We start from the raw sequence: 18632 nt of genomic DNA, 5'->3' as shown, positions 1-18632 counted from the left end.
GCCCCGCATCCGTGACGGATGCGGGGCCGCTCTGATCGTCAGCGCGTCAGCTGGAGACGGGCATCAGGCCTTGAAGCCGACCTTGGTCCAGTCGGTGGATTCGAACTGCGCGGCACCGATGTTGACCAGGCCCTTCTTCACGCCGACCACGATCGGGGTGGCGTAGAACGGGAGCACCGCGTAGCCTTCGGCGAGCTTCTTGGAGAACTCATTGGAGGCGTCGATGCGCTTCTGCGGGTCGAGCTCGGTCTGGACCTTCTTCGCGATGTCCTTCAGAGCCGGATCCTCGTAGCCGGAGTAGTTCTGCGCCGAGCCGGGGAGGAACAGGTTGATGCCGCCGAGCTGCGGCAGGTAGCTGCCCACCCACGAGAACGTCACAGCGGAGAAGGAGCCCTTGAGGATGTACTCGGAGAAGTACGCGTCCGGCGGAACGGTCTTCAGCTTGACCTCGAAGCCGATCGCGTTGAGGTCCTTCATCACCTGCGAGGCGCGGTCCGAGTTGGACTTCGTCTCGGCCGGGATCACGATCTCGAAGGCCAGCTTCTTGCCGTCCTTCTCGTAGACCTTGCCGTTCTTCTTGTAGCCGGCGTCCTGGAGCACCTTCTCCGCAGCAGCGGCATCAGGGGCGTCGAGGGATCCGCCGAAGGAGTCCTCGTAGCCCTCCTGGCCCGGCATGAAGATGTAGTTGTTCGCCAGGACCACCGGGGCGTCCAGCGGACCGACCACGGCGCGGCCGACGGCGTCGCGGTTAATGGCCTTGAACATCGCCTCGCGCACCTTGACGTCACCCAGCGCACCCTCGGCGGACTTGGTGTTGATGGTCAGGTGGGTCCAGGTCAGACCGTTGGACTTCTGGATGTCGGCGTCCTTGCGGCCCTTGGCCTGGCCGTAGGTGTCGCCGTCAGCGATGTCGATCATGTCGATCTCGCCGTTGGCGAACGCCTGCGGGGCGTTCTGCTGGGTCACAACGCGGAAGATGATCTTGTCGAGCTTCGCCTTCTCACCCCACCACTTGTCGTTGCGCTCAAGGGTGACCACGCCGCCGTTCTTGTCGAGGTTTGCGATCTTGAACGGTCCCTTGCCCGGCATGGGCTCGCTGATGTGGCCCTCGTTCCACTTCTTCGGGTCCTTGGCGACCTCTTCCTGCATGCCCGGGTAGAGGAAGGCCATCCAGTCGGGGAAGGAGCTCTCGAACTCCACCTCCATCTCGAAGTCACCCTTCGGACGGACCTCTTTGATGAGCTCCCAGCCCTGGGTGGAGGTGACGGTGTAGGCCTCGTCCTTGCCGGACATCGCCTTCGCGTACGCCGCGTAGTCCTTGGTGGTGACGGGCTTGCCGTCGTCCCACTTTGCGTCCTTGTTGTACTTCACCGTGACGATCTGCGGGTCCTCGCTGGTGATCTCGGCGGATTCGATGTACTCGGGACGGAACTCCAGCTTGCCGTCCTCGAGGACCGCGATGCCGTTGTTGTCGCCGAGCGGGCCCATGATCGTGGTCAGCGAGACCTCGTTGCCGTCCGGGTGGGAGTTGTTCCAGTTCGCGGGGATCTGGGAGATCGCCATGCTGAGGGAGCCGCCGTCCTTGACGTCGGCGTACTCGACTTTCTCCCACGCGGTGGAGGGCAGCTCGGCCTGCTCCTTGGCCTTCTTCTCGTTGTCCTTCTTCGCTTCCTCAGCCTGCTGCTCGGAGGTCTTCTGCGAGCAGCCCGCAACGGCTGCGGCCACGCCGGTGACAGCGGTTCCCTGGAGGAACAGACGACGGTTCGTCGAAATCTTCATGGTGTTCTCTCTTCCTTAGAACGTCACTGGGCACCAGTGACGAGATTGGATGTGTCCACGTTGTCGAGACGTGAGATCTCATCGGCGTAGTGGCACGCCACTCGCGATGCGCCGTGGGGGACCCCGGCGGGGTCGTCCGTCCGGCACCGGGACTGCTGCTCGTCGCTGAGCAGCGGTCGAAGGGGGCACCGGGATGCGAAGTTGCAGCCGGTGATCGTCTCCGTGGGGCTCGGCAGGTCCCCTTGGAGAAGAATGCGCTGACGCGACCGCTCCGTTGCCGGGTCGGGGACCGGCACGGCCGACATCAGGGCCCGCGTATACGGGTGCTTGGGGTGCTCGAACACGTCCTTCACCGGACCGTATTCGACGATGCGGCCCAGGTACATCACCGCGATGTAGTCCGAGATCTCCCGGACGATCGCGAGGTCATGGGCCACGAACAGGTAGCTGAGGCCGAGCTCGTCGCGCAGGTCCTCCAGCAGGTTGATGACACCGGCCTGGACGGACACGTCCAGAGCGGACACGGGTTCGTCCAGCACGAGCAGCTTCGGCTCGGTGATCAGAGCACGGGCGATGCCGATGCGCTGACGCTGACCACCGGAGAACTCGTGCGGGTAGCGGTCCGCCATCGAGGCGTACAGGCCCACGCGCTCCAGCAGTTCGCGCACCTTGCGGTGGCGCTCAGCCTTCGGCACGCCCTGCACGGTCAGCGGCTCGGCGATCAGTTCGCCGACCGGCATGCGCGGGTCCAGCGCCGCCATCGGGTCCTGGAACACGATCTGGACGTGCCGGCGCATCGCCAGACGCTGCTTCGCGGTGAGCGTGGAGACGTCCGTGCCGTCGACCACGAGGCGGCCGGCCTGCGGCTTCACCAGCTCCATGATCTCCAGGGCGGTGGTGGACTTGCCGGAACCGGACTCGCCCACGAGGCCGAGGGTCTGGCCGGGGCGGATCTCGAAGTCCACACCGTCCACGGCCTTCACAGCGCCGACCTGGCGACGGAACACCGAGCCCTTCATCAGCGGGAAGTGGCGCACGAGGCCTTCGGCCTCCACAATCGGGGCGAGGGCATCGGAGTCCTCGATCGCGTGGGGCACGTACTCGGGGCGCGGGAAGATGTCAGCGCTGGTGAGGGTGCCGGCGGCGATCTCGCCGGCGCGGTGGCAGGCGGCGGTGCGGCCGGGCACGTCCTCGAAGCCGAGCAGTTCGGGCTCCTCCTGACAGCAGATGTCGATCGCGGCCGGACAGCGATCAGCGAAGGGGCAGCCCTTCGGCAGCGAGGCCGGGCTCGGCGGGCGGCCTTCGAGGGGAACGAGGCGTTCCTTGCCGGCGGTCAGCATGTTCGGCACCGAGCGCAGCAGGCCCATCGTGTACGGCATGCGCGGCTGGGCGAAGACCTCGTCCACATCGCCCTTCTCCACGAGCTTGCCGGCGTACATGACGGCCACGCGGTCCACGTTGCCGGCGACCACGCCGAGGTCGTGGGTGATGAGGACGACGGCAGCGTCGGTCACCTCCTTCGCCTTCTGCAGCACCTCGAGGATCTGCGCCTGGATGGTGACGTCCAGAGCGGTGGTGGGCTCATCGGCGATGATCAGCTGCGGGTCGTTCGCCATGGCGATGGCGATCATGGCGCGCTGACGCATGCCGCCGGAGAACTCGTGAGGAAACGCCTTGACGCGGCGCTCCGCGCCGGGGATGCCGACGATCTTCAGCAGTTCGACCGCGCGCTTGTGCAGCGCATCGGCGGAGACGTTCTTGTTGTGGAGCGTCAGCGCCTCTTCGATCTGCTGACCGATGGTGTACACCGGCGTCAGAGCCGACAGCGGGTCCTGGAAGATCATCGAGATCTCGCGGCCGCGCAGGTCGGAGAGCTCGCGATCGCTCTTGTGGAGCAGCGATTCACCGCGGTAGGTGATGCTGCCCTCGATCTGGGCGCTGGAGGGCAGCAGGCCCATCACTGCCATCGAGGAGACGGACTTACCCGACCCGGACTCGCCCACGATGCCGAGGAACTCGCCCTCGTGGACTTCGTAGTTGACGCCGCGGACGGCGCGGACGAGCCCGTTCTGGTTGGGGAAGGAGACCGACAGGTCTTGAACGCGGAGCAGGGGCTCAGGCACGGTTCACCTCACTGGTGGGGTCGATGGCGTCGCGCAGCGCATCGCCGACGAGGTTCACGGCGGTCAGCAGGGCGACGAGGAAAGCGGCGGGGAACAGGAACAGCCACGGGCGCGTGATGGCCGCGTTCTGGCCCTGGGCGATGAGCACGCCGAGGGAGATGTCAGGCGGCTGGATGCCGAGGCCGAAGAAGGACAGGGCGGTCTCAGAGAGGACGGCGCCGCTGACGCCGATGGCGGCGTCCACGATCAGCAGCGAAGCCACGTTCGGGATGATGTGGCGGTGCAGGATGGTGAACGTGCCCACGCCCATGTAGCGCGCGGCCTTGACGTACTCGCGGTCCTTCAGCGACTTGGTCTGGTTCTTCACGATCTGCGCCATGATCATCCAGCCGAACGCGCCGATCGCGACCACGAGGATCAGCCAGGACTGCGAGGCGAGCATCGGCGAGACGATCATCAGGACGTAGAACACCGGCAGCACGAGCAGCAGGTTCACGAGCCAGTTCATCAGCATCTCAACCCAGCCGCCGAGGTAGCCGGCGAGCGAGCCGAAGAACGCGGCGATGAGGGTGGCCAGCGGGGCCGCGAGGAAGCCGATCAGCAGGGACTTGCGCAGGGCGTGCACGAGCGAGACGTACAGGTCCACGCCGATCGAATCGGTGCCGAACCAGTGCTGGCTGGAGGGCGGGGAGTTGAAGTTGTAGATGTCCTGCTCATTGAGCTCGTACACGTTGATCATGCCGCCGAACGCAGCGAACAGGGCGATGCCGGCGATCACGACGCCGCCGATCCAGAAGTTCGGCTTGCGCTTGAGGCGGCGCCAGACCAGCTGCGAGCGGGAGATCGGGCGCTCGCGCTTCTTGTCGGTCGCCTCATCCGAGAGGGGTGCGGTGGGCTCCAGGTCCTGGGGGAGGTCCGGGGCGGTGTCTGCAGGAGGTGCGGGGTTGTTCGTTGACATGGGTCAGACCCTCACTCTCGGGTCGAGCGCTGCGTAGAGGATCTCCGACAGCATGGAAGAGAACAGGATGATGACGGCGGTGAAGCACACGTTGCCGGTGAGGGCGTTGACGTCGGAGACCTGCACCGCGTTGATGCCGTACTGGCCCATGCCGGCCCAGGAGAAGATGATCTCCAGGAACGCCGAGCCGGCCACCAGGGTGCCGAAGGCGTAGGCGAAGTAGGTGGACATCGGGATCAGTGCCACGCGCACGCCGTGCTTGATGAGGGCGTGGTTGCGGGTGGCGCCCTTCGCACGCGCGGTGCGGATGAAGTCCGAGCCGAGGACATCGAGCATGACCGACCGCATGTAGCGGGAGTAGCCGGCGGCGGAGAACAGGATCAGCACGATGGTCGGCAGGATCATGTGGTTCAACCGGTCCAGCAGCTTCGGTAGTCCGTCCTCGACCCCGGGCGTGTAGGCGCCGGTGAAGCGGATCAGCTGGAAGCCGAGGGAGTTGTTCAGCCAGGTGGTGAGCACCATCAGCAGCAGACCGAGCACGAAGGTCGGGGTGGAGATCAGCACGAACGAGGCGTAGGAGACGATCTGGTCGCTCGCCTTGTACTGGCGGACCGCGCCCCACACGCCGAGGGTGACGCCGAGGATCGCCCCGATGAGGACACCGGCGAACAGCAGCTGCAGGGAGACGCCGGCGCGCAGGCCGAGCTGATGCATGACCCAGTCGCCGTTGAGGTCCTCGTTGAGCTTCTGGATCCACGGCTTGGTGAACACGTCGGTGATCCACCGCCAGGTGCGCTCCAGCACGGGGGTCTTGTCGTTCATGTTGACGCGGTCGAGGATCGCGTCCACCGATGCTTCGGGGATCGGCTCGCTGGACGTCAGGTACTTCCGCCGAGGGAAGAAGAACGACGAGGCCGCGATGTACGCGAAGAGGGTCGCAATCACCGTGAGGATCAGGTAATTGACGAGCCTCCTGAGGAGGTATTTGATCACGGAAGGTCTCCGATTCGGACAGTAGGGGACGTCTTCGATGCCGCCGGGAGGGGCTGGGCTGTGCAGGACATGCATGCTCCTCTCGGGTCAGCGTCCGCTGGGTCAGCGGGCGCTCGGCGTCGGATCCGGCCGGCCATGGTGCGTGGGGTGCGCCGGTGGCGGCGAAGGTGAGTTGACCTGCTCTTTCATCGCTGAAAGACGGGGACTGTGGGCCAGCTCTCGATGAACCTTACCTCATGTGAGAGGGGGCACTCGTTGCCTAGATCACGGGCGTTACCGACTTGTTATATTTGCCCGTTCGTCATCCGGTGGCAGGATGATGAATATGAATGCAGACCCCGCTCCTCGCCGACCCGAACCCCTCAGTGCCCAGGAGGCGCGGCGCTACTCCCGCCACCTCCTGCTGCCCGAGTTCGGTGAGCCCGGACAGAGCCGGCTCCTCGGGGCGCGGGTCGCGGTGGTGGGTGCCGGAGGGCTCGGATCTCCGATCCTGCAGTACCTCGCGGCCGCCGGGGTCGGCCGGATCACGGTGTTCGACCCGGACGTGGTGGACGAGTCCAACCTGCAGCGGCAGATCCTCCACACCGAACAATCGGTCGGGCGCCCGAAGGTGGAATCGGCAGTGCGCGCGGTTTCTGCCCTGAACTCCGCGGTGGAGATCACGGCCGTGCCGGACTCCCTGCGCGCGGACACCGTCCTCGAGCAGCTCGCCGGCCATCACCTGGTGCTCGACGGCACCGACAACTTCCCCACCCGCTACCTCGTCTCTGACGCCTGCGAGATCCTCAACCTCCCCCTCGTATGGGGGTCGATCCTGGGGTTCCACGGACAGCTGTCGGTGTTCTATAGCGATTCAGGTCGCGGCATAACCTACCGCGATATGCACCCGAATCCTCCGAAACCGGGAGAGATCCCCTCCTGCTCCGAAGCGGGGGTCATCGGCACCGTGGTCGGCGTGATCGGCACGTCCATGGCGATGGAAGCGGTCAAGGTCCTCAGCGGCGTGGGTGAGCCGCTGCTCGGGCGCGTCGGCATCTTCGATGCGCTGCGCGGCGAATGGGACTACCTGCCGCTGCGCCGCACCCCGGGCCGCGAGGCCGTCACCGAGGTCGAGGACCTGGCCCTCACCTGCGGCTTCGCCCCCGTGGAGCGCGGCACCACGACCGCACCGAACCTCACCGAACCGACCACCAAGGAGGCCGACGGAACCATGCACGCAGAGATCCTCACCCCTCAGGAGGCCCTGGCCGCAGCGGCGGCGGGGGAGCGCACTCTCATCGACATCCGCGAGGCGGATGAGGTCGCCGGCGGGATGCTGCCCGGCTCGATCCACATTCCGATGGGACGACTGCTGGAGTTCGCGCGCACAGGCGAGGGGGCACCCGTCGGCCCCTTCTCGGATCCGCAGGAGCTCAGCGGCGCGATCATCCACTGCCAGGCCGGCGGCCGCAGCGCGAAGACGCAGGCGCAGCTCGCCCAGCTCGGCATCGAGGTTGCGGACATGGCCGGCGGCTACGCGGCCGGCGCCAGCTGATCAGCCGCCGGCGAACGGGGGCAGAACGTCCACCCGGTCACCGGCGCTCAGCGCCGCCGACTCATCCGAGCAGGCGGCGGAGTTCAGCAGAAAGCTGCTGCGCGACAGAACCGTGCGCGCATCCTCGCTCGCATCCGAGCGCAGCGCCGCCAGCAGAGCACCGAACGTGTCGGCCTGCACGGTGCGCTGCTGCGTGCCGAAGGCGTGGGCGGCGCCGGCGAAGAAGCGGACATCGACCGACGGATTCTCAGACATTCTCATCCTCCGATTGCGGACATGGGGCGGTCGGGCTGCACGAAGTCGGGCCGGTTCATTCCGTGACCGGCCTGCTTGCCCCACTGGGCGGCCCGCCACCGGTCAGCGATGTCCTCATCGCTGCCGCCGCCGCGCATGAGATCCAGCAGGTCCGTCTCCTCATGGGAGAACAGGCAGGTGCGCACCCGGCCCTCGGCCGTGAGCCGCGTGCGGGTGCAGGCGGCGCAGAACGGCTGCGTGACCGAGGCGATCACACCGACGGTGCCGAGCACCTCGGAGTCCGGGCCCGCCTCGCGCAGGCGCACCTGGAAGGTCTCCGCGGGGGCGCTGCCGCGCGGTTCAGCAGTCGGGGTCAGCAGGAAGCGGCCTGAGAGGATCGCGTGCACATCGGCCGCAGTGATCATGGACGTGCGGTTCCAGGCCTTGCCGCCGTCGATCGGCATGTACTCGATGATCCGCAGTTCGAAGCCGCGGTCCAGGCACCACTGCAGCAGGTCCGGCGCTTCATGGTCGTTCACACCGGGCTGCAGGACGGCGTTCACCTTGATCGGGTCCAGGCCCGCAGCCTGCGCGCCCTCCAGCCCCGCCAGGACGCGGTGCAGCAGGGGGCGGCGGCTCATCGCCTCGAACGTCTCGGAGACCACGGAGTCCAGGGACACGTTGATGCGGTCCAGGCCCGCATCCACCAGCTCCTGGGCGCGGATGTCCAGACCGATGGCGTTGGTGGTCAGCGCAATGTTGGGGCGCGGCTCGAGCGCGGCGACCCCCGCGATGATCTCCGCGAGATCGGGGCGGGTGAGCGGCTCTCCGCCGGTGAAGCGCACCTGGTCCACGCCGAGGTGCTCCACGCCGATGCGGACGAGTCGCACGATCTCATCCACGCTCATCAGCTGGTTCTTCTTCAGGAACTCCATGCCCATCTCCGGCATGCAGTAGGTGCAGCGGAGATTGCAGAAGTCGGTGAGGGAGACCCGGAGGTCGTTCGCGGTGCGGCCGAATCGGTCGATGAGCCCCGGGACGTTCGGGCGGCCATCAGTGGAGAGGTCCGTGGTGGTCGGATCCACCGATCGCGGCCTCGGCATGCCGAGGGAGACTGCCATCAGCGCATTCACCTCTTCTCGATCGGCTCGGAGCGCGTCGGGCCCCGAGGTCCCACCAGCCTACTGGTGGTCCGCGATAACCTGAAGGGACGGTCATCCCGGCTCACACCACGAGGAGGTCACGATGTCCGCCCCCACTCGGATCGATGAGCATCAGCAGGCGGTGCGCGACCTCATCGCCCGCATCGCCCCGCGCGATCTGGCCCCGGTGGAGACGGTCAACCTCCTGGATGCGACCAGTCGCCGCCTCGCCGCCGATGTGCGTTCACCCATCGCGATCCCCGCGCGGGACAACTCCGCCATGGACGGCTTCGCGATCTCCACCGACAGCACCCGCTCCACAGCCGACGGGCAGCCCCTCACCCTCAAGCTCGGCCCGATCATCCCCGCCGGCCATGACCCCGGAGTGCTCGACCCCCACACGGCGCGCGCCATCATGACCGGCGCCGCGACCCCCGAGGGGTGCGACGCGATCGTCCCCGTGGAGGAGACGGACCTCGGCCGATTCGCGCAGATCGCCGCACTCCGCCCCGAGGACACGGGAGCCGACGGAGGCCTCAACGACCACCGCACCGGCGACGCCAGCGGCATCGGCGCCGAGGCCATCACGATCACCCTCGGCCCGCAGCACCGGGAGGTCGGCCGGTTCATCCGCCGGGCCGGCTCCGACACGGAAGCGGGGGATGTCGCCGCCCGCGCCGGCACGGTGCTGACGCCGCGGCTCATCGGACACCTGGCCTCCGTCGGCCTGCAGAGCGTGGAGGTGACCGAGCGCCTGCGCGCCGTTGTCGTCTCCACCGGCGCCGAACTGGGGGAGGACGCCGGGCAGGTGCGCGACGCCAACGGCCCCGCCCTCGTCACGGCACTGCGCGAGATGGGGGTGGACGCTGTCCGCTGCGTGCGCGTGGGCGACGACCCGCGCGCCCTGATCGACACCGTCACCATGGCGCTGCGGGAGACCGGCGCGCAGCTGATCGTCTCCTCCGGCGGCGTCAGCGCCGGCGCTGTGGAGCCGATCCGGCAGGCCGCCCGATTGGAGGGCTCCCCGCTGCGGCTGGCGTTCCACACCGTCGCCATGCAGCCCGGCGGCCCGCAGGGGCTCGGCGTGTTCACCCGCTCCAGCGGGGAGGAGGTCGCGTGGATCGCACTGCCCGGCAACCCCGTCTCCGCGCTGGTCAGCCTGGAGATGTTCGTGCGTCAGGCCGTCGGCGCGTCCGCCCGGCCGCGTGTGCGTTTGGAGGTGCGCACCCAGACCGGAGAGGATGAGGCCTCCCCGCCGGGACGCACCCAGATCCGCCGCGGCCGCATCCAGACCGATTCGACCGTCCGGCTCGTCGGCGGGCCCGGATCCCACCTGCTGGGCGCCCTCGCCCTCGCCGATGCCCTGGTGATCATCCCAGCGGACACGACCACGATCCACGACCGCGACTCCTTCGAGGTGATGGTGCTGACATGACCAGCGACAACAGTGACACCCGAGCAGCCGGCGACCCCGCCGCGGGCGCCGGCGGCCTCTCGCACGTGCGGGCCGACGGATCCAGCCACATGGTCGACGTCACCGACAAGTCCGTCACCACCCGCGAAGCGACCGCTGAAGCCACTCTCGTCACCCGCGCCGACGTCATCGAGAAGATCATGACCGGTGACCTCCCGAAGGGGGAGGCGCTGAGCGTGGCCCGCGTTGCGGGGATCATGGCGGCGAAGCGGACCAGTGAGCTCGTGCCCCTGTGCCACCCGCTGCCGATCACGAAGGTCAGCGTGGACTTCGCGCCCACCGGCACGGACGCGATCACCGTCACCGCGCAGGTGCGCACCACCGGCCGCACCGGGGTCGAGATGGAGGCGCTGACCGCCGCCAGCATCGCCGCCGTCACCCTGTTCGACATGATCAAAGCCGTGGACCACCTCGCCGTGATCCAGCAGACCCGCGTCCTCGCCAAATCCGGCGGCAAGAGCGGCGACTGGTCCCGCACCCCCGAGAACGAGGAGACCCCCCGACCATGACCGACCACCCCTTCACCGCGCAGGTCATCATCGCCTCCACCCGCGCCGCCGACGGCACCTACGAGGACCGCACCGGCCCCATCCTCACCGACTGGCTCACCGCCCTCGGCTGGACGGTGCCCGAGCGCGTCATCGTGCCCGACGGCCCCGAGGTCGGCGAGCAGATCGGCCGCGCCCTGCAGGCCGGCGCCGACGTCATCATCACCTCCGGCGGCACCGGCATCAGCCCCAGCGACGTCACCCCGGAGCAGACCGCCCCCTACCTGGAGCGGCAGCTGCCCGGCATCCCCGAAGCGATCCGCCACCGCGGCCTGGATAACACGCCGCTCGCCGCCATCAGCCGCGGTCTGGCCGGCCTCAACGGCCGCACCCTCATCGTCAACCTGCCCGGTTCCCGCGGGGGCGTGCGCGACGGCATGGTGGTGCTGGAGCCGATGCTCGCCCACCTGATGGAGCAGCGCGACGGAGGCGGCCACGAATGAGCAGCGACTCCTCCGTGCTGCCCGAGGACATGGTCCGGCCGCAGGATCCGCGCGACCCCAGCCTCGGACCCGTTGAGCACCGCATGCGCCTCGCCCTCGTCACCGAGGAGGCCGTGAGCGTGCAGGAGATGGCGCGGCTCGTCGCGGATGAGCGCTGCGGCGCCGTGGTCACGTTCGACGGCGTGGTCCGCAACCACGACGAGGGCCGCGGGGTTCAGCGCCTGGCTTACACGGCGCACCCGTCGGCCCAGCAGGTGATGGACGAGGTGCTGGCGGACGTCACCGGGCGGTTCCCGGACGTCATCATCGCGGCGGCGCACCGCTACGGCCCCCTCAGCATCGGCGACTGCGCGCTCGCCTGCGCCGTCGCCGCCCCGCACCGCAAGCGCGCGTTCGAGGCGTGCGACGTGCTCGTCGACGAGGTGAAGGCGCGGCTTCCGATCTGGAAGGAGCAGCACTTCGACGACGGCACCCAGGAATGGGTCGCGGCCCTTGGCTGATCTGAACCTCGACCACGTCCGCGGGGTCCTGTTCGCGATGGACGTGCCCCCGAGCAGCTGAGCAGCCTGCCGCTCGCCCGAGCCGTCCTCGACGCACTCGAGGCCCACCGCATCCGCCTGGCGGTCGTCGGCCTCTCCGAGCGCGGGGTGAAGCGCCTGCTCGCGGACCTCGAGCGCTGGCGCACCAGGGAGGCCTGGCGCGGGGCCGACGGAGCCGCGATCGAACAGGACCTGCGACGAATGGCGGACGAGCAGCGGCTGCGCCGCCGGCCCGCCCGTGCCCGCATCGGCGAGATCCGCCGCATCACGCGGATCATCAGGCGCATCCCGACCCGGATCCGCGAGGACCTGGAGATCCCCTCGTCCGCACCGGTTCTCCTGGGCATGGTGGGCTTCATGCTGTACGCGCTGCGGTCCGAGTCCGGCCGCACCGAGACCGACGACGCGCCCGCTCCCGAACCCGAGCGCGCACGGGCAGGGGCGCCCCTGGGCCTCGGCGCCCCGCCGGGAACTGAGACCGGAAGCAGCACAGATCCCACGGAGCATCGGCGCAGCCGACTTCTCACCGTCCCGTTCCCGCAGCGCCGGCTCATGGGGGTCGCCCTGTGGCTGCTCGGACTGCTGCCGGTGCTGGTGTCCCTCACCAGCCTGCTGGACGGTGCTGACCCGTTGAGGCGCCGCGCGCGCCTCGCGCAGCGTCGATAGTCTGGGCCCATGCGCATCCTGCACCTCACCGACACGCACATCAGCGCGGCGGACCCCAGTGGAGGACCGGTCCTCCACCAGGGGCGGATCGACGCCCGCGCCGCCCTCGACGGCGTTCTGACCAGGCTCGCGGACATCGGCCCGCTCGATGCGGTCGTCCACTCCGGTGATGCCTCCGATGACGGCTCCGAGGACTCCTACCGCCACCTCGAGCGCGTGATCGGCGACTTCGCCCGCGCCCACGGCGCCGAGCACACCATCGCGATGGGCAACCACGATGTGCCCGCGGGCTGGAATGCCGCGACGGGGCTGCCCACGGTGCGCTGCCAACGGGTCGGCGACGGCCGCATCATCACTCTGGACACCTCAGTTCCGCGCGCGGGATACGGCCACGTGGGCGCCGAGCAGCGGGAGGAGGTCGCAGCGATCCTCACCGAGAGCGTCGACGGGCCGACCATCGCCGTGCTGCACCACCCGCCCTTCCCCGTCACCTCCCGACTGTTCCAGGCGCTCAGCCTCGACGGCCTGGACGAGCTGCGCGAGCTGCTGGAGGGCCGCGTGGACCTGATCCTCTCCGGCCATCTGCACGCCGCGACCAGCGGCCGGCTGGGGAGCGTGCCGGTGCACGTGGCGCCGGGCATCGTCAACGTCACGGATCCGTCGGCCGCGCTCGCCGGCGAGGCGGGGGAGAAGGAGGTCGCGCTCGGCCTCAGCGGCGCCAGCCTCGTGGATGTTGGGGCCGACGGGTGCCGCATTCAGTCGTTCCACTGGCCGAACGCAGGGGACACCGGCGAGGTGACCGAGCCGGTCTACTCGTTCGATGCCGACACGATCACCCGGATCGTGGAAGCAGCGGGCCGGAAGTGAATTCCCGAACCACACGGTTCGCATTCCCGCAGCGAAGATCTGTTCACTCAGATGAATGAATGATGAATGGGAAGAATCTCTGCGGCGAATAGTCGGTGCGGCGGATTCGTTCGGCCGGGCTTCGGGCATGAAGAACGCCACCTGGGTCAACCAGGTGGCGCTGCAGCGTACTGACGGGGAGGGCGGCTCAGCGACCGATGCCGAGAGCGGTGACGCCCTGTGCGGTGTGGCTGTGGGCGATGGCCGCGACGTTCGAGTTGTGGCGCGAACCGGGGACCACGCTGCCGCGCTCCACGTCCTGGCCGACCATCTTGCGGCTCAGGTTGCCGAAGAAGCGCTCGGTCCAGCGAGCGGACTTGGTGGATGCTGCTGCGTTCTGCATAACGAATGCCCCTTCCTCGCCGATTCCCCATCGGCCTCTGCCAAAGCTTGTGACTCCATTCTAAAGAGGCCGAGTCGCCCGCCCCAAGCGAATTGTGAGCCGCAGAACCCTGTGATCCCCGTCTGTGGCGCAGCTCTATGAAACGAGTCTCCCCGGGTGGGACCAGGGTCCCCATTCGGGCCCTGCCGGAGCGCAGGTCGGGAGTGCTGAGCATCTCGCAGGGGCAGTCGGTTCACCGTTGGCGAACGGGTGCGGGCGCAGTTGGCACTCGTGTTGCATGAGTGCCAATGCCGCCACTAGGCTGACCGCATTGGCAGTCTCCGCCGGAGAGTGCCAGCCAGTGGATTCGGGCCGGTCGGCACCGCGACGACGACCGCCCCACCGATGGATCCGCTGATCTCTGATCATCAAGAGTCAAAGGAGAGAGGTCGCATGTCGGTCTCCATTAAGCCCCTCGAGGACCGTGTCGTCGTCAAGCCGCTCGAAGCCGAGCAGGTCACTGCATCGGGCCTGATCATTCCGGACACCGCGAAGGAGAAGCCCCAGGAGGGCGAGGTCGTCGCCGTCGGCGAGGGCCGCTTCGACGACAAGGGCCAGCGCGTCCCCATGGACGTCAAGCTCGGCGACAAGGTCGTGTTCTCCAAGTACGGCGGCACCGAGCTCAAGTACGGCTCCGAGGAGTACCTCGTTCTGAGCCAGCGTGACATCCTCGCAATCATCGAAGGCTGATTCCATCCATGGCTAAAGACATCATCTACGACGAGGACGCACGCCGCGCGCTCGAGCGCGGCGTCGACCGCCTCGCCGACACCGTCAAGGTGACCCTCGGCCCCAAGGGCCGCAACGTCGTCCTCGACAAGAAGTGGGGCGCCCCCACCATCACCAACGACGGCGTGACCATCGCCCGCGAGGTGGAGCTCGAGGACCCGTTCGAGGATCTCGGCGCTCAGCTCGCCAAGGAGGTCGCCACCAAGACCAACGACGTCGCCGGTGACGGCACCACCACCGCAACGGTCCTCGCCCAGGCGCTCGTCCACGAGGGCCTGCGCAACGTGGCCTCCGGCGCTGCCCCGGCCGGCCTCAAGCGCGGCATGGAGAAGGCCGTCCAGGCGCTCTCCGACCGCCTCGCTGAGAACGCCATCGAGATCTCCTCGAAGGACCAGATCGCGAGCGTGGCCGCCGTGTCCTCCCAGGACCGCGAGATCGGCGAGCTGCTCGCCGAAGCGTTCGAGAAGGTCGGCAAGGACGGCGTCATCACCGTGGAGGAGTCCTCCACCACGGCGCTGGAGCTGGACTTCACCGAGGGCATGCAGTTCGACAAGGGCTTCATCTCCCCGCACTTCGTCACCGATGCGGACCGCCAGGAAGTCGTCCTCGAGGACGCCTACGTCCTGATCAACCAGGGCAAGATCTCCAACGTGCAGGACCTCCTGCCGCTGCTGGAGAAGGTCGTCGAGACCGGCAAGCCGCTGTTCATCATCTCCGAGGACGTCGAGGGCGAAGCCCTCGCCACCCTCGTGGTCTCCAAGCTGCGCGGCTCCTTCAAGGGCGCCGCCGTGAAGGCCCCGGCCTTCGGCGACCGCCGCAAGGCCATGATGCAGGACATCGCCACCCTCACCGGTGCGCAGGTCATCACCCCGGACCTCGGTCTGGACCTGAAGACCGCCACCCTGGCTGATCTCGGCACCGCCTCGCGCGTCGTCATCACCAAGGACGCCACCACCATCGTCGGCGGCGCCGGCGATGACGAGGCCGTGGCCGACCGCGTCGCCCAGATCAAGTCGGAGATCCAGAACACCGACTCCGACTGGGACCGCGAGAAGCTGCAGGAGCGCCTCGCGAAGCTGTCCGGCGGCGTGTCCGTCATCAAGGTCGGCGCTCACACCGAGGTGGAGCTCAAAGAGAAGAAGATGCGCATCGAGGATGCTGTTGCGGCCACCCGCGCAGCGATCGAAGAGGGCATCGTCTCCGGCGGCGGCTCCGCCATCGTGCAGGCAGCCACCGTGCTCGAGGACGACCTCGGCCTCGAAGGCGATGAAGCAGTCGGCGTGCGCGCTGTCGCCAAGGCCGTTGTGGAGCCGCTGCGCTGGATCGCCGAGAACGCCGGCCTCGAAGGCTACGTCGTGGTGGAGAAGGTCAAGCAGGCGCCGATCGGCACCGGCCTGAACGCCGCCACCGAAGAGTACGAGGATCTGGCGGCAGCCGGCATCATCGACCCGGTGAAGGTGACCCGCAACGCCCTGCGCAATGCGGCCTCCATCGCCGGTCTCGTGCTCACCACCGAGACCCTCGTGGTCGACAAGCGCGAGGACGAGGACGAGGACTGATCTCCGCCCCCGCTGCACAGGCGCCTGAGGCGCTCGTGTGAGACCCCTATCCGAACCCCCGGCAGAAGATGCCGGGGGTTCGGTCCTTCTGTAGCCTGGGTCAGTCATCGGGCGAGCAGCGACGACGCGCCGCCCCCAGTAAACCAACCCCCTCACTGCTGACCGTGGGAGCCGGTCCGCGCTTCAGTGCGCCCACCGACTCACCACCGCGCCCCACCACTGCGCCGCCGTCCCGGAAGGCGCACGGGCGCCCGACCTGAGACGGCTGCGCACCCGCGCGCCAGCAGTGACCGATTGCGCTGCGGCCCCTCCTCGCGGCGCTGAAGTCAGGAGTCGAATGAGAAGCACAGATCCCGAGGACCACGACGCTGCGGTGCCGCCCGAGAACGACCCCCACGTCATCGAGCGTGAGTCCTACGGCGGCACCCGTCGGAACCCCGAGCGCGAGGCCCGCCTCGCCCGCCGGGACGCCGAGCGCCCGCCCCGCGACCAGGAGGAGCTGCAGCACCGCGGCCCCACCGACCTCGCCGAGTCCGGTCCCCGCCTGAACCGCCTCGTGTTCGGGGTGTCCTCCGCCGTGATCCTGGCGTTCAGCCTGTGGGCGATCTTCCTGCCGGACAACGCGCAGAACACCATGGCGGCGATCGTCGACTGGATCGCGGAGAACGTCGGCTGGTTCTACGTCCTCACCGTCACCGTCGTCATCGGCTTCGTGATCAAGGTGGCCGTGTCGAAGGAGGGCTCGGTCCGCATCGGGCCCGACCACTCCCGCCCCGAGTACAAGCTCTTCACCTGGGTGGCGATGCTGTTCGCCGCCGGTGTCGGCATCGACATGCTCTTCTACTCGGTGACCGGCCCCATCACGCAGTACGTCGAGCCCGTCAACGAGGCGCCCCGCTCGCTGGAGGCGCTGCGCGAAGCCGTGGTGTGGACGATGTTCCACTACGGCATCGTCGGCTGGTCCATGTACTCCCTGCTCGGCATGGCCATGGGGTACTTCGCGTACCGCTGGGGCATGCCCCTGTCCATCCGCGCGGCCCTCTACCCCCTGTTCGGCAAGCGCATCCGCGGTGTCGCCGGCGACGTCATCGACATCTTCGCCCTGGTCGGCACCGTGATGGGCGTGGCCACCTCGATGGGTATCGGCGTGGTGCTGCTGTCCACCGGCATCGCCACCCTCATCCCCGGCCTGTCCGACGGGATCGGCCTGCAGGTCTCGCTGGTGATCGTGGCGGTGGTGCTGACCGTGGCCGCCACCCGTTCCGGTGTGGACAAGGGCATCCGCATCGTGTCCGAGCTCAACCTCTGGAGCGCCGGCGCGATGATGCTGTACATCCTGGTCTTCGGCCACACCTCGTTCCTGCTCAACGGCTTCGTGGAGAACGTGGGCCGCTTCCTGTGGACCACCCCGCAGCGACTCATGCAGACCATGGTGTACGAGGACGGCGGCTCCGCCTGGATGGGCAAGTGGACGCTGTTCTTCTGGGCGTTCTGGCTGGCATGGGGCCCGTTCGTGGGCCTGTTCCTGGCGCGCATCTCCCGCGGCCGCACCCTGCGCGAGTTCGTCATCGCGGCGATCACCGTGCCGGTGCTGTGCGACTTCGTGATCGTGTCCCTGTTCGGCAACTCCGCGATCTTCGAGGTGCTCAGCGGCAATGAGAAGTTCGCGCAGCTGGCGATGGAGTTCCCGGAGCGCGGCTGGTACGCGCTGCTGGAGATGTTCCCCGGCGCCACGATCCTCATCATCCTGGCGACCATTTCGGGTCTGCTGTTCTACCTGACGTCCGCGAACTCCGGCGCGATGGTGATGTCGAACTTCTCCTCCACCATTCCGGATCCGTCGGAGGACGGCGCCAAGTGGCTGCGCGTGCTCTGGTCGCTGCTGACTGCGCTGCTGACCTGCGCGATGCTGCTGGCCGGCGGCGTCACCACGATGGAGTACGCGACGCTGATCTTCGCGCTGCCGGTGACGATCATCGCGTGGCTGGTGATGGCATCGTTCTCGAAGGCGCTGGCGATGGAGCGGGCCGCGCGGGAGGGCGGTGCCCTGCCGCGCACTCCCCGGTCCAGCGCGCCGGGCGGTCGGGAGCCGGAGAGGTCGTGGCGTCAGCGGCTGGCGTCCATGCGCGCCTACCCGTCGAAGCAGACCGTGCGGAAGTTCGTGGACTCCACCGTGGAGCCCGCTCTGGACGAGGTGGCCGCGGAGTTCCGTCGCCACGGCCTGACCGCTGAGCTCGCCACCGCGACCGGGTCGACGGCGGGATCCGTCGATTCCGCGGCGGTCACCTCCCGCACCCTCGTGGTGACGATGCAGGACGACCGCAGCTTCCACTACCAGGTGGCGGCCGTGCAACGGCCGGTGCCGACGTTCGGCGGCCGGCAGAGCCAGGAGGAGCACTATTACCGCCTCGAAGTGTTCACCCAGACCGGGTCCGAGGGGTACGACGTGTACGGGCTGAGCACGCAGCAGATCATCGATGACGTCCTCGACCACTACGAGGGCCACCTGATGTTCCTGCAGCACGCGAGTGCGACCGAGGCGTCCACGGTGCTGACGCCCCCGGCGGACGGGGCAGCAGCGGTCTGATCCTTCTCTGACCTGCCGGTCCGTTCCGCGGCGTTT

General features: G+C 68.3%; 17 protein-coding genes. 10 read left to right on the top strand and 7 right to left on the bottom strand.

All coding sequences use genetic code 11. The features are described 5' to 3' along the window. Positions 1–63 precede the first annotated feature (63 nt). From R3I40_RS08315 to R3I40_RS08300, 4 genes are read right to left on the bottom strand one after another with little or no spacing between them, the layout of a single operon-like run. Positions 64–1779 (bottom strand): ABC transporter family substrate-binding protein, encoded by a 1716-nt coding sequence (locus tag R3I40_RS08315; RefSeq protein WP_285261773.1) that lies wholly within the window; start codon positions 1777–1779, stop codon positions 64–66. 23 nt (positions 1780–1802) lie between these two features. Further along, positions 1803–3902 (bottom strand): ABC transporter ATP-binding protein, encoded by a 2100-nt coding sequence (locus tag R3I40_RS08310; protein ID WP_285261774.1) that lies wholly within the window; start codon positions 3900–3902, stop codon positions 1803–1805. Then, positions 3895–4860, bottom strand: a complete 966-nt coding sequence (locus R3I40_RS08305) for an ABC transporter permease (RefSeq protein WP_183375886.1) — start codon at positions 4858–4860, stop codon at positions 3895–3897. The genes R3I40_RS08310 and R3I40_RS08305 overlap by 8 nt, the downstream gene beginning before the upstream one ends. A gap of 3 nt (positions 4861–4863) precedes the next feature. After that, positions 4864–5853 carry an ABC transporter permease gene (locus R3I40_RS08300; protein WP_183375885.1) on the bottom strand — a complete coding sequence of 330 codons (990 nt, stop codon included), beginning with the start codon at positions 5851–5853 and terminating at the stop codon, positions 4864–4866. A gap of 325 nt (positions 5854–6178) precedes the next feature. Here R3I40_RS08300 and R3I40_RS08295 point away from each other — a divergent pair, with 325 nt between their 5' ends. Further along, positions 6179–7387 carry a HesA/MoeB/ThiF family protein gene (locus tag R3I40_RS08295; RefSeq protein WP_285261775.1) on the top strand — a complete coding sequence of 403 codons (1209 nt, stop codon included), beginning with the start codon at positions 6179–6181 and terminating at the stop codon, positions 7385–7387. Here R3I40_RS08295 and R3I40_RS08290 read toward each other — a convergent pair whose 3' ends face one another. Then, a complete protein-coding gene (locus R3I40_RS08290; RefSeq protein WP_221187236.1) occupies positions 7388–7642 on the bottom strand; it encodes a MoaD/ThiS family protein in 255 nt (84 codons plus the stop codon). It lies immediately after the preceding gene. 2 nt (positions 7643–7644) lie between these two features. Continuing rightward, positions 7645–8742 carry a GTP 3',8-cyclase MoaA gene (moaA, locus tag R3I40_RS08285; protein ID WP_375544863.1) on the bottom strand — a complete coding sequence of 366 codons (1098 nt, stop codon included), beginning with the start codon at positions 8740–8742 and terminating at the stop codon, positions 7645–7647. A 124-nt stretch (positions 8743–8866) separates the two neighbouring features. On the opposite strand from moaA, the gene R3I40_RS08280 reads away from it, so the two are divergent. The 6 genes from R3I40_RS08280 to R3I40_RS08255 all read left to right on the top strand — a co-directional run bounded on the left by R3I40_RS08280 (position 8867) and on the right by R3I40_RS08255 (position 13300). Continuing rightward, a complete protein-coding gene (locus R3I40_RS08280; protein ID WP_285261776.1) occupies positions 8867–10198 on the top strand; it encodes a molybdopterin molybdotransferase MoeA in 1332 nt (443 codons plus the stop codon). Further along, positions 10195–10746, top strand: coding sequence for a cyclic pyranopterin monophosphate synthase MoaC (moaC, locus tag R3I40_RS08275; RefSeq protein WP_183375878.1), 552 nt, complete (start codon positions 10195–10197; stop codon positions 10744–10746). The genes R3I40_RS08280 and moaC overlap by 4 nt, the downstream gene beginning before the upstream one ends. After that, positions 10743–11228, top strand: coding sequence for a MogA/MoaB family molybdenum cofactor biosynthesis protein (locus R3I40_RS08270; protein WP_183375876.1), 486 nt, complete (start codon positions 10743–10745; stop codon positions 11226–11228). Before moaC ends, R3I40_RS08270 begins: the two co-directional genes overlap by 4 nt. Before the next feature lie 128 nt (positions 11229–11356). After that, positions 11357–11728 carry a molybdenum cofactor biosynthesis protein MoaE gene (locus tag R3I40_RS08265; RefSeq protein ID WP_375544864.1) on the top strand — a complete coding sequence of 124 codons (372 nt, stop codon included), beginning with the start codon at positions 11357–11359 and terminating at the stop codon, positions 11726–11728. A 147-nt stretch (positions 11729–11875) separates the two neighbouring features. Beyond that, positions 11876–12433, top strand: a complete 558-nt coding sequence (locus R3I40_RS08260) for a hypothetical protein (RefSeq protein ID WP_239373750.1) — start codon at positions 11876–11878, stop codon at positions 12431–12433. Between the two features lie 9 nt (positions 12434–12442). Continuing rightward, positions 12443–13300, top strand: coding sequence for a metallophosphoesterase family protein (locus R3I40_RS08255; protein ID WP_285261777.1), 858 nt, complete (start codon positions 12443–12445; stop codon positions 13298–13300). Positions 13301–13487: 187 nt separating this feature from the next. Here the strand turns inward: R3I40_RS08255 and R3I40_RS08250 are convergent, their stop codons facing one another. After that, the gene (locus tag R3I40_RS08250) at positions 13488–13682 is read right to left on the bottom strand and encodes a hypothetical protein (RefSeq protein WP_183375872.1); all 195 of its coding nucleotides are present in this window, start codon (positions 13680–13682) and stop codon (positions 13488–13490) included. Between the two features lie 432 nt (positions 13683–14114). Between R3I40_RS08250 and groES the strand changes: the two genes are divergently transcribed. The 3 genes from groES to betT all read left to right on the top strand — a co-directional run bounded on the left by groES (position 14115) and on the right by betT (position 18596). Continuing rightward, positions 14115–14411: a co-chaperone GroES gene (gene groES, locus R3I40_RS08245; protein ID WP_183375871.1), complete on the top strand. Its 297-nt coding sequence runs from the start codon at positions 14115–14117 to the stop codon at positions 14409–14411. 8 nt (positions 14412–14419) lie between these two features. Then, positions 14420–16009, top strand: a complete 1590-nt coding sequence (gene groL, locus R3I40_RS08240) for a chaperonin GroEL (RefSeq protein WP_285261778.1) — start codon at positions 14420–14422, stop codon at positions 16007–16009. 337 nt (positions 16010–16346) lie between these two features. Next, positions 16347–18596: a choline BCCT transporter BetT gene (gene betT, locus R3I40_RS08235; RefSeq protein WP_285261779.1), complete on the top strand. Its 2250-nt coding sequence runs from the start codon at positions 16347–16349 to the stop codon at positions 18594–18596. Positions 18597–18632 lie beyond the last annotated feature (36 nt).

The sequence above is a fragment of the Helcobacillus massiliensis genome (assembly GCF_033106145.1).
Lineage (GTDB): Bacteria > Actinomycetota > Actinomycetes > Actinomycetales > Dermabacteraceae > Helcobacillus > Helcobacillus massiliensis.
Note: the sequence above shows the minus strand (reverse complement) of the source record. Positions and strands in the feature narration are given on the sequence as shown.

Bases quoted from the DNA above. Each gene is read 5' to 3' on its own strand.
- R3I40_RS08305 (WP_183375886.1), bottom strand. From the start codon at position 4,860: ATGTCAACGAACAACCCCGCACCTCCTGCAGACACCGCCCCGGACCTC.
- moaC (WP_183375878.1), top strand. From the start codon at position 10,195: ATGACCAGCGACAACAGTGACACCCGAGCAGCCGGCGACCCCGCCGCG.
- betT (WP_285261779.1), top strand. From the start codon at position 16,347: ATGAGAAGCACAGATCCCGAGGACCACGACGCTGCGGTGCCGCCCGAG.
- R3I40_RS08295 (WP_285261775.1), top strand. From the start codon at position 6,179: ATGAATGCAGACCCCGCTCCTCGCCGACCCGAACCCCTCAGTGCCCAG.
- R3I40_RS08270 (WP_183375876.1), top strand. From the start codon at position 10,743: ATGACCGACCACCCCTTCACCGCGCAGGTCATCATCGCCTCCACCCGC.
- R3I40_RS08250 (WP_183375872.1), bottom strand. From the start codon at position 13,682: ATGCAGAACGCAGCAGCATCCACCAAGTCCGCTCGCTGGACCGAGCGC.
- R3I40_RS08290 (WP_221187236.1), bottom strand. From the start codon at position 7,642: ATGTCTGAGAATCCGTCGGTCGATGTCCGCTTCTTCGCCGGCGCCGCC.
- R3I40_RS08280 (WP_285261776.1), top strand. From the start codon at position 8,867: ATGTCCGCCCCCACTCGGATCGATGAGCATCAGCAGGCGGTGCGCGAC.
- groES (WP_183375871.1), top strand. From the start codon at position 14,115: ATGTCGGTCTCCATTAAGCCCCTCGAGGACCGTGTCGTCGTCAAGCCG.
- R3I40_RS08315 (WP_285261773.1), bottom strand. From the start codon at position 1,779: ATGAAGATTTCGACGAACCGTCGTCTGTTCCTCCAGGGAACCGCTGTC.
- R3I40_RS08265 (WP_375544864.1), top strand. From the start codon at position 11,357: ATGGCGCGGCTCGTCGCGGATGAGCGCTGCGGCGCCGTGGTCACGTTC.
- R3I40_RS08255 (WP_285261777.1), top strand. From the start codon at position 12,443: ATGCGCATCCTGCACCTCACCGACACGCACATCAGCGCGGCGGACCCC.
- moaA (WP_375544863.1), bottom strand. From the start codon at position 8,742: ATGGCAGTCTCCCTCGGCATGCCGAGGCCGCGATCGGTGGATCCGACC.
- groL (WP_285261778.1), top strand. From the start codon at position 14,420: ATGGCTAAAGACATCATCTACGACGAGGACGCACGCCGCGCGCTCGAG.